At 56.2% G+C, this 12241-nt stretch carries 7 protein-coding genes and 1 pseudogene; 7 read left to right on the top strand and 1 reads right to left on the bottom strand.

Annotated features, from left to right (window positions below):
* Positions 1–184 precede the first annotated feature (184 nt).
* Positions 185–835 (top strand): annotated as a pseudogene (locus AC2TCY_RS20595) (IS6 family transposase).
* Between the two features lie 192 nt (positions 836–1027).
* On the opposite strand, the gene AC2TCY_RS20590 reads toward AC2TCY_RS20595, so the two are convergent.
* On the bottom strand, positions 1028–2770 hold the full coding sequence (locus AC2TCY_RS20590) for an alkaline phosphatase family protein (protein ID WP_480850343.1): 1743 nt from the start codon (positions 2768–2770) through the stop codon (positions 1028–1030).
* 568 nt (positions 2771–3338) lie between these two features.
* Between AC2TCY_RS20590 and AC2TCY_RS20585 the strand changes: the two genes are divergently transcribed.
* The 6 genes from AC2TCY_RS20585 to AC2TCY_RS20560 all read left to right on the top strand — a co-directional run bounded on the left by AC2TCY_RS20585 (position 3339) and on the right by AC2TCY_RS20560 (position 12195).
* Positions 3339–4871, top strand: coding sequence for an arylsulfatase (locus AC2TCY_RS20585; RefSeq protein WP_480850341.1), 1533 nt, complete (start codon positions 3339–3341; stop codon positions 4869–4871).
* A 537-nt stretch (positions 4872–5408) separates the two neighbouring features.
* Entirely contained in the window at positions 5409–7319 is a 1911-nt protein-coding gene (locus AC2TCY_RS20580) for a DUF3604 domain-containing protein (RefSeq protein WP_480850339.1), read from the top strand.
* A gap of 72 nt (positions 7320–7391) precedes the next feature.
* Positions 7392–8234, top strand: a complete 843-nt coding sequence (locus tag AC2TCY_RS20575; RefSeq protein ID WP_480850337.1) for a peptidylprolyl isomerase — start codon at positions 7392–7394, stop codon at positions 8232–8234.
* Entirely contained in the window at positions 8234–9241 is a 1008-nt protein-coding gene (locus tag AC2TCY_RS20570) for a HupE/UreJ family protein (protein WP_480850335.1), read from the top strand. The genes AC2TCY_RS20575 and AC2TCY_RS20570 overlap by 1 nt, the downstream gene beginning before the upstream one ends.
* Positions 9242–9387: 146 nt before the next feature.
* The gene (locus AC2TCY_RS20565) at positions 9388–11283 is read left to right on the top strand and encodes a DUF3604 domain-containing protein (RefSeq protein ID WP_480850333.1); all 1896 of its coding nucleotides are present in this window, start codon (positions 9388–9390) and stop codon (positions 11281–11283) included.
* Positions 11284–11412: 129 nt separating this feature from the next.
* The gene (locus AC2TCY_RS20560) at positions 11413–12195 is read left to right on the top strand and encodes a hypothetical protein (RefSeq protein ID WP_480850331.1); all 783 of its coding nucleotides are present in this window, start codon (positions 11413–11415) and stop codon (positions 12193–12195) included.
* Positions 12196–12241 lie beyond the last annotated feature (46 nt).

Genomic DNA, 12241 nt, shown 5'->3' with positions numbered 1-12241 from the left:
AGCTCGGGCCTAATGGCTATCGGCTTAGTAACACCGGCAGGGATCTGTTGCGAAGTTTCTTCCTGGCCGAAGAGGTCACGCCGGACTAGGTCATGTTGACAAAGGGGTCGAGTGCGGCTGAGTGCGTTGTCACGTTAACCGTCGTTCGGTTGCCGATGATGTTATTTGGACGTAGATGACATCGATGAATTCATCATCCATCAGCTACAAGCGTCACCGATTTCGCCCTCAGATCATTACCCACGCGGTGTGGCTTTACGTTCGCTTCAATCTGAGCCTGCGGGAAGTTGAAGAGATGCTGCTGCAGCGCGGAATCGATGCCTCTTACCAAGACTGTCCGGCGTTGGGTCATTAAGTTTGGACCGCGGATCGCTCGAAATTTGCGGCGGAGACAGGGCCGACCAGGCGACGTCTGGCACCTCGATGAGGTTGTCGTCTGTATCTCCGGTCGCAAGTATTGGCTTTGGCGCGCAGTCGATCAGCATGGCGTTGTGCTGGACGAAATCCTCCAACCGAAACGGGACAAACGGGCCGCAAAACGGCTGTTGCGCCGCCTAACAAAGCGTCTTGGTTTCATTCCCAAGCGGATCACCACGGACAAACTGCGCTCATATGGCGCTGCTAATCGAGAGGTCGCGCCGGGGTTGGATCATTGGTCGCACACGGGCTTGAACAATCGAGCCGAGAACAGCCACCCCCCCCATTCCCAAAGCGGGAACGGACGATGCAGGGCCATCGGTTTCCAGTAGGGTTACAGTGGTTCGTGGCCACCCATTCAGCCATTCGGAATTGCTTCTATGTTCCCGCGCGTCGTCGTTCAGCTTTAACAATCTGATATCACCGCCTCGAGGCCTTTGACGCCTGGAACGCCGCCACTCAAGCCGCATGAAATCCGAAAACCAGGATCTCTTTGTGGATCGAAAGTTAACGTGACAACACCGTAATCTGGCTGCAGGAGGAGGGTCCTACCGTGCGCCATTGAAGGAGATCATGAGTAGCCTCTCAACCGATTACCAATGCAGGCCTTTCACTCGTTAAGCTCGCGAGCGTCAGTGCTCAAATCTTTGCAACAGGTTTTTTGCCCTAGTATTTCGGGCAGTACGGCTCCTGCCGCGCCAGACGGCGGCCTGGTTCCAGCAACCGCTGATAAGGTTGTGGCGACATCTACAGTATGAACTTGCCGAGATATTTTTTGTGGGTTCACCCCTTGGCCCGCAAACATGATCGGTACAAATGTGTCGTAGCGCCAAGGAGAACCATGGGTGACAGTGACTGACAATCCGTCCATATCGTTGATGAACCATTCCGGTTGGAAGACCACGTAAATGTCTCCGGATCGGTCCGGGTGATAATTGTTCGAGACTGCCCGCATGAGAGCATTGTCGGGCAATGAACCCTCACGAAGTCGCGAACTGGGCACCGCATAGGCAACTCCCTCAAAGGCGACAAGTTCTTCAGAGATTGCCGTTTCCAATGCGACCCTGTCGATGTTCGGGTCGTTGCGAATAGTGTCGGACAGCGTCAGATACGGGTGATCATAGCCCGCGAACAGGGGACCCGTCAGGCCAAAGCGCTTCCTGATCCGGTCAACAGCAGGGGTTGTCTCCCAATCATCGGGAGTAACATATCCTCCGGGCAAGCCGATAGAGTCCAAATACCCGGGCGCCTCAGGGGCTCCGTGGTCCGAGGAAAGCACGATCAGTGTGTTTTCCAGTCCAATCTCGGCATCGACATAAGCAAACAGGTCGGCCAGCGTACGGTCGAGGTGAAGCAAATTGTCTTCGGCCTCAAGGCTCGATGGGCCAAACAGATGGCCGACGTAATCGGTTACGGAGAAGCTGACGGCCAGATAGTCGGTTACGTCGTCATCGCCCAACCCCTCGGCACTAATCAGGGTCTTTGCGAAGTCCGCCGTTATCTGGTCTCCAAACGGGCTGAACGTCAGAAGTGTTGTGAAATACTTGCCATCGATCGAACCCAGCCGGTGAGGAAAGGTACGCCCGAACCCCGCGAAGTCCGGCTCCCACTCCTGATCGTCACGATCCGCAAACAGATAAGTGTCTATTGGGTTGAGAAGTGTCCAGGATTGCCCACTGAAGCTCTGCGGCAGGCCCTTGGCATTCCAGGCATCAACCCATTCTGGATAGGCCTCATAATAATAGCTGCTCGTCACGAACTGACCGGCAGATTTTGAGAACCAGAATGCCTTGCCCGCATGCCCCGCCATAGCCACAGCGCCGCGGTCCTTTATAGAAACACCAAATACCTTGGCCCCGCCTGTGGTCGTAACAGCCAGTTCATCCCCAAAGGTTGAAGTCAGGATTGCACGGGGTGAGCGACCATCGGTGTTTGCCGCGCGTTGAGTTGGGTCGATCTCAGTATCGTCATCTACGTCCGCGCCGCTGGTGAGAATTGAATAATCAGGGTCTTCAATATTGTATACTGTTCGTCCTTGATCCCGATCATACCAAAGATTGCCGACCATACCGTGAGCCGCAGGGTTCGCGCCTGTTGCGAGCGTGGTGTGGCCGACAATGGTTTCGGTGTTGGCGTGGGTGTGATGAGCGTTGGTGTAGTGAATCCCTTCGTCCATGAGATAACGGAACCCACCTTCCCCGAACTCGTCATAATGCCGAGCGGGCATGTCTCCGCGAAGTTGGTCCACGGTAATTTGCAGTATCAAACGAGGTTTGACCTGAGCGTGCAAGGCAAAGGGAGCCACACAAAGAGCGAACAGAAACAGCTTTCCGGTTTTGGTCAAAATCGCCACGGGAGCTCCAGTATAATGAATGGCTGAAACCGCGATAATGCAACGCCAATCCTGATCAAACAAGCTTGTAAACGAGCGCCCTCAGGCCGATTTCCCAAGGCGATTATTCCGAAAACTCTCGATTGATTTAGGCCCACCATGATAGTCAAGAAAACTGTTGAAATGGGCGTAGCACAGGTACGATTTGGCCCTTTCGGATCATGTTGACCAATTCGATACGTAAAGAACGTTGTTTCTGCAACTTTGTACCGGCGTTTGGACAGCCAAAAAACAAGAGTCTTTTCGTGTTTTTCGATCGAGCGACAAAGATAGACCCAATTGGTTTTTGCCTCTGACTTGTTTTTTTCCGACAGAAAACCCTGGCTCACGTCAGTGCCAGGTTTCAAGGGGGGCAGCTCAACAGTGGAACAGATCAACCACAAAAAAGAGTGTTCTCTGACATCGGTCCTGACTGCCAAAAGCTCGACCTTAAAAGATGACGTTCAGGCATTCTCACGAAGTATTTCAAAAGAATAATCCGCTCTATAGAGTAACGTGGAATCTTTGCACTTAAGTAGGTTTCTTCTTGATGAAACTTAAAAATCTCTTAGCGGTGGCGGCCCTCATTTTGTCGCCTGCAATGACATTGGCGCAGAGTCCTGACCGCCCCAACATCCTTGTCATTTGGGGCGACGATGTCGGAATGTGGAACATCTCTGCCTATCACCGCGGAATGATGTGCTGTGACACGCCAAACATCGATCGCATCGCGGAAGATGGTCTTCTTTTTATGGATCACTATGCCCATGCCTCCTGTACGGCGGGACGCGCAGCGTTCATTACCGGGCAGTACCCAATCCGGACAGGCCTATCGACCGTCGGCTTGCCGGGCGCGGAACAAGGCCTTCAGCCAGAAGACCCGACCCTGGCTAAAATGCTCAAGCCATTAGGATATCGGACTGGTCAGTTTGGCAAGAACCACCTTGGCGACCGGGACGAGCACCTTCCGACAGCGCATGGTTTCGACGAGTTCTTCGGCATTCTGTATCACCTAAATGCCGGTGAATATGTAGAGCAGGCTGACTATCCTACGGAGTTTTTTGAAACGTCACCATTCGCACAGCGCGGTGTCATCCATTCCCTCTCAGCCGAAGACGGAGGCGAACAGAAGATCGAGGACCTTGGCGATTTTGGAACAGAGCGCCAACGCACTCTGGATCAAGAAGTGCTTGACGAAAGCACGCGTTTCATTCGCGACGCGGTAGAGGCGGGAGAGCCGTTTTTCGTTTGGCACAACACCACGCGGATGCACTATCGCACCAACCTGAGCGATGAATACGACGGCATTACGGGCACCGGCAACGTTTATGCAGACGGCATGGTAGAACTTGACGATGATGTTGGCGCGCTTCTTGAACTTCTTGATGAGTTGGGTGTTGCGGACAATACGGTCGTGATGTTCTCAACAGACAATGGTGCCGCTTCGAACTCCTGGCCTGATGGTGGCAATCATCCGTTCAGAGCCGACAAGGGTGTCGGGGGCTATGAGGGCGGCTTCAAAGTTCCCGCGATGATCAAGTGGCCCGGCGTGGTGGAACCGGGAACTACGACGGGTGAACTCGTCACGATGGAGGATTGGGTTCCCACGATCATGTCGCTTCTCGGCCAACCGAGCCTTGCGGAAGATCTGCTGGACGGGGCTGAGATAAATGGCGTCGAGTATCGTGTTCATATTGACGGAGTCGACCAGACGCCTGTGCTAACTGGTGAAGGGCCATCCAACCGAATGTTCTTCCCGTTTTTCTCGGAGACCACCTTTCATGGTCTACGATTTGGAGAGTGGAAGTTTCTCTTCACCGAGCAGGACAAGTGGTTCAATGGAATCCAGAACCAGTTGGTGACGCCCCTGATCACCCGTCTCGATCTCGATCCTTTTGAGCGGTTTCACGAAACGCGTGGATTTGACGAGTGGCAGGAAAATCGCTCATGGGCGCTGGGTCCGGCTGCAGCAGTTGCTCTGGAATTCTTTGCTTCATTCAAGGAGTATCCACCTCGGCAGGCAAGCTTCGATCTGGACGTCCAAGGCATAATGGATGCCATGATGGACCCGAACGCTCGCTAGCAGGTCAAGAGCACAGACCGTTTCCGTCCGCCGGGATGAGCCCACGTTGGATAGCTCAAGACTTGCCAGCGTCGCCCGGCTGATCGCTTATGCCTTCACGGTGGGTTGCCAAGGGGCGCTGCAGTATTTCTGTGGCAGCGCCCCTGAAACAGTGGTTGGATTGCGTTTTGAACGTCACACCAGCCAGATCCAACCGCCATAGTTGGACCAAGAGAAAGGCGTTTAACGCCTAATGACTTTGACCATTGCGGTATAAACTGACCCAGCGGTCCCGATCGAACTTTCCAATTTTCACCATCGAGTGTCTTATCTCATTGGCCAATCGACGACGCGCTGCAGATAATGTCTTCAAAGGGCCCTTTGCGACGGGAACAATAAACTATCGTTCCAGGTCTGGCTGGAATGCCGCCGAAACAAAGCAAGGCATCTTGTATCTTTCTGATTTCGAAGTGTAACTTGTCGCAAAGGCGTTTGGCGGTCCATTTCTGACCGAACCGGGTGCGCCTGTTAAATTACAGACAAATATCGGGAGATACCATGCAACGGTTAGGTCTACTCTGTTCTCTTACAATAACTGCCGGAGCCGCGCCGTTGGCGGCTCAGCAACAGACCATCATTCCGATCCCGGAAGCAAGCGCCACCTATTCGCCTTATCTTGAGCAGGATTTCCCCAATCAGGTCCTTTTCGGGGACACTCACCTGCATACGGCCTATTCGGCGGATGCGGGGTTGGCATTGGCCACGCTTACCCCCGATGATGCGTACCGGTTTGCCAAAGGCGAGATGGTGGCTTCATCGCTGGGCGTGCCCGGACGCCTGAAGCGGCCGCTCGACTGGCTGGTGGTGGCGGATCACGCCGAAAACCTCGGCCTTCCTGTGGCCATGACATCGGGCGATCCAGTCATGCAGGCCAATGAATGGGGCCGCGAAATCAGCAAGGTATTCGCGCCCGGCACCATGGATGGCGTGCGCGAAGCCTATGGCATGTGGTTTGGAAACGTGAACAACCCCGGTGCCACCGATCCCATGGCCGGGACCGGCCTGATGGAGACCTACTGGCAGAAGACCACCGAAGCCGCCGAGCGTCACAACAATCCCGGCGCGTTCACCGCGTTCATCGGCTATGAATGGACCTCGGCGCCGAATGGCAGCAACCTGCATCGCAACGTGATTTTCCGGGATGGCAGCGACAAGGCAAATCAGATCGTTCCGCTGTCGGCTTATGACACCGAGAACCCTGAAGATCTGTGGGATTGGTTGCAGGCCTACGAAGACAAGACTGGCGGGCAGGTTCTGGCACTGGCCCATAACGGCAATCTTTCGAACGGCCTTATGTTCGATGATGTCAGAGCGTCGGGTGAGCCGCTCTCTTCGGATTATGCCACACGCCGTCAGCGTTGGGAGCCGATTTACGAAGTTACCCAGATGAAGGGTGATGGCGAGGCGCACCCGCTTTTGTCGCCCGAAGATGAGTTCGCGGATTTCGAAACCTGGGACAAAGGGAGTTTTGGCACACAGCTCAAGACCCCTGACATGTTGCCCCGCGAATATGCTCGTGAGGCCTATAAACGCGGCCTTGCTTATGAGCAGGAACTGGGCGTGAATCCGTTCAAGTTCGGTATGGTTGGATCAACCGACAGTCACACTGGCATGTCGACCGCCGCTGAGGATAATTTCTTTGGCAAGGTTACCGTTCTGGAGCCCACCGACAATCCGATCCGTATGGAAGAGGCCGTCACCGGTGCGTTGACGCCGGACGATCCGTCAGATGATATCACCGCCGCTTACACTTCGGCATCGGGTCTTGCAGCCGTTTGGGCCCGCGAGAATACCCGCGAGGCGATCTGGGATGCGATGAAGCGCCGCGAGGTCTATGCAACTACCGGAACCCGACTGCGTGTTCGCGTCTTTGGCGGTTATGGTTTTGCTGAAGATGACCTTGCCCGCCCGGACTTTGCTGCGCATGGTTACGCCAACGGTGTGCCGATGGGCGGCGATCTGGGCGCGTCGCAAGACGGCGCAGCGCCAACATTGGTGATTCAGGCGCTGCGCGATCCTGAAGGGGCCAATCTGGACCGGGTGCAGGTGATCAAGGGCTGGCTCGATCAGGATGGTGAAGTTCACGAAGCCATCTATGACGTCGCCTGTTCCGACAATCGCGGTACGGCTGCCAACCACCGTTGCGACGCGCCGGTCGGAAACACGGTCGATGTGGAAAATGCCAGCTACACCAATACGATTGGTGAACCGATCCTGACGGCTCATTGGCAGGATCCCGAGTTCGATCCCGCGCAAAGCGCATTTTATTATGTACGCGTGATCGAGATTCCAACGCCGCGCTGGACCACCTATGATGCCAAGCTGTTTGACGCCGAAGTGCCTGGGGACGTGCCCTCTACCGTTCAGGATCGTGCCTATACCTCTCCGATTTGGTATACGCCAAGTTAAGCCAGACCGGGTTCGGCTCGTCCGGCCCCTTTTGGATTTGTCAGGAACAACTGATCGAATGATGGAGTGTGCATGACCTTTTACAGGGAACCTCTGTTCCATTTTGCGCTTGTGGGCATCGCCGTTTTTGGATGGTTCAACTATCTGAACCCCACGGACAATGTGCAGGAGCGCGAAGACCAGATCGTCATCGACGATCAGGACATCGAGCGGTTAATCGGGCAGTTCCAGACAACCTGGCAACGGCCACCCACAGCTGCAGAATTAGCAAATCTGCAAGACAATCTGCTGCGTGAAGAGGTTCTGGTGCGTGAAGCCCGCGCACTGGGGCTGGATCGCGGTGACAGTATTGTGCGCAAACGCCTAGCCCAGAAGATGGACTTCCTGACGACCTCAGTGGCGCAGGCCATCGAACCGGAGGAACCGGTGCTGCTTGATCATCTGACCGAAAACCCGGACAGGTTCATGCCGCAGGGCAAGCTTGCTTTCCGTCAGGTCGGGCTTGATGCCGACAGCGACCCCGCCGGTATAGAAGCTGCTGTGCAAGCGTTAAACGATGGCGCGGATCCCTCCACATTCAGGTCGATCAGCCTGCTGCCGGACGCGCTGCCCCTGACGACGGCGGGGCAGATCGATGGTACGTTTGGGCGTGGTTTCTTTGAGGGACTGAACAAGCTGCCCCTGAATCGCTGGGTAGGACCGGTCAGATCCGGGTACGGGCTGCACCTGGTCTATTTGGAGGACCGGCAGGAGGCCGCTCTGCCTTCGCTGGAGACCATCCATGACGATGTGTTGTTCGACTGGCGGCGTGATCTGATGTCTGAACTGTCTCGGGCCCAGTTCGAACAGCTGAAATCGAAATACGAGATTACGGCACCCACGCCCGATCAACTGGCCGAAAGAGTTTCGCAGTGATGCTGCGCCGTCTTTTGTTTGTAACGCTGCTTTTATGCCTGCCAGGTGTAGCGGCGCTGGGACATGCGCTTGAGCCCGGGTATCTGGATGTCCGGCAACTGACGACGGACAGTTGGCAGGTTTTCTGGCGCAAGCCGGATGTGACCGGCGCGCCAATGAAAATCGACGTGACCTTGCCGGAAAACTGCACGCCCGAAATTGGGCCTGCACCAAATTTCGACGGCGCGGCCTGGATATCGGCCTGGGTGTCCGACTGTCCCGGTGGTTTGGTGGGGGGCAATATCTCGATCTCTGGCCTGTCCGCGCAGCAGACGGATGTTTTGTTGCGGCTGCAGCCATTGGACAGCGCTCCTGTCACGGTGCGCCTCACTCCGGATCAGACCAGTTATGTCGTTCCTGCGAAACCATCGACGCTGGGCGTATTCGGCAGTTATGCGGCCCTTGGCTTTGATCACATCCTGGAAGGCTGGGATCATCTGCTGTTCGTCTTCGCCTTGCTGATGCTGATCCGTAACGTTTGGCGTCTGGTTGGTGCGATCACCGCGTTCACTATTGCCCATTCTATTACGCTGGCGCTGGCCACGTTGGGCCATATCTCGGTCCCCGGCCCGCCGGTCGAGGCAGTGATCGCGCTGTCGATTATCTTCATGGCGGTCGAAATCCTCAAATCCCGGAGCGGAAAGGACCGTTTGTCCGAGCGTGCGCCCTGGCTGATCTCGTTCGCCTTCGGGCTGTTGCACGGGCTTGGCTTTGCGGGCGCCCTGCGTGACATCGGCCTGCCCGAGCAGGACATTGTCACCGCGCTTCTGGCCTTCAACATCGGTGTAGAGGCTGGGCAGCTTGCCTTTGTGAGTGTCGTTCTGATCGTGGCGGCGCTGATACGTAAGGCGCTGCCTGTTGCCGCGCAGAGCTGGCAGAGGCGGGACAGTCTGGCCAATTTGGCGTTGGGTTATGTGGTCGGGTCCGTGGCGACCTTCTGGTTTGTCGAGCGGGTGTTGTCGTTCTGATTTGCGGAGCGTAGGAGTGACTTGTTTCGCATTGGGCTTCGGCGCAGAATTCCTGCTGCACAAAGTTGAATATTTGTACAAATCCTGCGGCCATGCGACGGAATTTCGGCCACCGCAAGCAGGGCAGGTACCTCGGGAGAAAACAAATGGTTCGGTTTCAGAACGCAGTAACATTGTTTTTTGCGATATCGATGACTGCCACTGCCATGGCGCAGGATACTCCGCCGCCATCGGGTGCAGCAATTGAGTATTCGCCGTATCCTGGGCAGGATTTTCCTAACAACGTTTATTTCGGCGATACACATCTGCACACAACCTACTCTGCCGATGCCGGGCTAGTCGGGGCGACGCTGGGACCAGATGACGCCTATCGGTTCGCACGTGGGGAAGTTGTCGTTTCAAGCTCCGGCGTTCCGGCGCGACTGGAGCGCCCGTTGGACTTTCTGGTGGTTACGGACCACGCAGAAAATCTGGGCCTGCCGCCAGCGATTGCCGAAGGTAATGAGGACCTGCTGGCCAATGACTGGGGCAGAAAAATCTATGACTTATCGAAAATTGGCACGTTCGAGAGCCAGTTGGAAGCGTATGAAGAGTGGCAGAAGGCGTTGAATGCGCTCGACGATCCGCTGCGCGAGGAGACAGCCCTTGCTAAAACCATGTGGGGACGGATCACAGAATCTGCCGAGCGTTTCTATACACCGGGCCTGTTCACCGCGCTGATCGGCTTTGAATGGACGTTGCAGGCCGACGGCAACAATTTGCACCGAAACATCATTTTCCGGGATGGCAAGAGCGAGGCCGATCAGATCGTGCCCATTTCGCAATACGACACGCAGGACCCCGAGGAACTGTGGGCCTGGATGGGCGATTACGAGGCGATGACAGGCGGTAAGGTGCTGGCGATTCCGCATAACGGCAACCTGTCCAACGGGCTGATGTTCGACGATGTGACGCTGAGCACGAAAACCCCTATCGATCAGGGCTTTGCCGAACGCCGCATGCGTTGGGAGCCGCTGTATGAAGTCACACAGATGAAAGGTGACGGTGAAACACATCCCCTGCTGTCCCCCGAGGACGAGTTTGCGGACTTCGAAACATGGGACAAAGGCAGTTTCGGGGCGCAACCCAAGACGCCGGACATGTTGCCGCGGGAATATGCCCGCGAAGCATTGAAGCGTGGTCTGAGCTACGAGGCAGAACTGGGGGCGAACCCGTTCAAGTTCGGCATGATCGGTTCTTCCGACGCCCATACCGGCCTGGCCACGGTCGAAGAGGACAATTACTTTGGCAAGGTCTCGATGCTGGAACCCACCGCAGACCCCATCCGTTTTGACGAGGTCGTAGCGGGCCGTCCGGGGCCAGAGGAAACCAAGCAATATGCGCGCCAGATTTCTGCCTCGGGCCTAGCGGCCGTCTGGGCGCGCGAGAACACCCGGGAAGCCATCTGGGACGCTATGGCCCGCAAGGAAGTTTTTGCCACAACCGGCACCCGCATCCGGGTCCGCGTCTTTGGTGGCTACGATTTCACCGCAGCAGATCTGGACCGCGCCGATTTCGCCAGACATGGTTACGAGACCGGCGTGCCCATGGGCGGCGATCTCAAGGCATCCGACACGGCCCCAACCTTTCTGATCCGGGCGCTGCGCGACCCTGATGGTGCCAATCTGGACCGGGTACAGATCGTCAAGGGCTGGGCTGACGCGGCAGGCGAAACGCATGAGCGGATCTACGACGTTGCTGTCTCGGGCGAGCGCGAGATTGACGCCAATGGGCGGGCCACTACGCCAGTAGGCAACACGGTCAATATAGAAGAGGCGACCTATTCCAACAGTATCGGTGCCGGGTTTCTTGACGGGTTCTGGACTGACCCCGATTTTGAACCCGCACAGCGGGCGTTCTACTATGTCCGGGTCATCGAAATCCCGACCCCGCGCTGGACAACCTATGACGCCAAGTTCTTTGGCACCGACCTGCCGGAAGGTCTTCCTGCCAGTATCCAGGAACGGGCCTACACCTCGCCGATCTGGTACACACCTGGATAAGGCTTTTCGCGCCAAAGCCCGCGGGCTCTAATTTCCCACGCGAAAGTGGGAGTTTCGGGTATTGAGTTGGAAGCGGATCGGGATTAACCCTCCCGGATTGCGTTTGAAAGAAGAAGAAAAGGCCAGATCATGGCAAGACAAGAAACCCGGGGTTTTGCATTGTTACTGAAGGCAGCGGTTCTGGCGTTGGGCTGCACCTCTGCGGTGTCGGCCGAACAATCGCTGGAAAGCGAGGCGAGCGATCCCACGGCGTCGCTGATGGCATTTCTGGTGCAGGATTTCTATTCCCCGAGTCTGCACAACAGTTCCGGGTCGCAGAACGTAACGCAATTCCGTGCCGCAATTCCCTATCAGCTTGGCGGAACCAACAACATCGCCCGACTGACCGTACCTTATGTGACCCAAAATGCTGCCGGGGATTCAGGTCTCAGCGATTCCACATTGTTCAACCTGACCACCTTTGACCGCGACTGGGGCCGCTACGGCGTCGGGCTTGTTGCCCTGCTGCCAACGGGTGCTGATGGGTTCAGTGCCGAGAAATGGGGGCTCGGACCCGCGGTTGGTTTTGTTGCCCAACCCGATTGGGGCCTGGTCGGCGCATTCAACCAGAACATTTTTACCATCGCTGGCGATGACTCGCGACCGGACGTAAATATCTCTACCCTTCAACCGATCCTGGATGTTTCGCTGGGAAACAGCTGGTCGGTGGGCGCGTCCGACATGACCTTTGCTTATGATTGGGACCGCGGCGAATTCGTCACTTTGCCAGTTGGCGTGAAGCTGTCGAAACTGACCAGTATCGGTGGTCGACCGGTGCAATGGCAGTTGAGCTATGAGCGTAATTTCTATGACACCGGAACAGGCCCCAAAGACACGATCGGTCTGATCGCAAAGTTGCTGGTTCCGAAATAACCGCACTTCCTTTTTGCGACTTCTCAGCAGACTACTGCATTCTCCG

The sequence above is a fragment of the Ruegeria sp. HKCCD7181 genome, from assembly GCF_057221055.1.
Note: the sequence above shows the minus strand (reverse complement) of the source record. Positions and strands in the feature narration are given on the sequence as shown.

Coding starts and splice junctions, on each gene's coding strand:
- AC2TCY_RS20560 (WP_480850331.1), top strand. CDS start 11,413: ATGGCAAGACAAGAAACCCGGGGTTTTGCATTGTTACTGAAGGCAGCG.
- AC2TCY_RS20580 (WP_480850339.1), top strand. CDS start 5,409: ATGCAACGGTTAGGTCTACTCTGTTCTCTTACAATAACTGCCGGAGCC.
- AC2TCY_RS20575 (WP_480850337.1), top strand. CDS start 7,392: ATGACCTTTTACAGGGAACCTCTGTTCCATTTTGCGCTTGTGGGCATC.
- AC2TCY_RS20570 (WP_480850335.1), top strand. CDS start 8,234: ATGCTGCGCCGTCTTTTGTTTGTAACGCTGCTTTTATGCCTGCCAGGT.
- AC2TCY_RS20565 (WP_480850333.1), top strand. CDS start 9,388: ATGGTTCGGTTTCAGAACGCAGTAACATTGTTTTTTGCGATATCGATG.
- AC2TCY_RS20585 (WP_480850341.1), top strand. CDS start 3,339: ATGAAACTTAAAAATCTCTTAGCGGTGGCGGCCCTCATTTTGTCGCCT.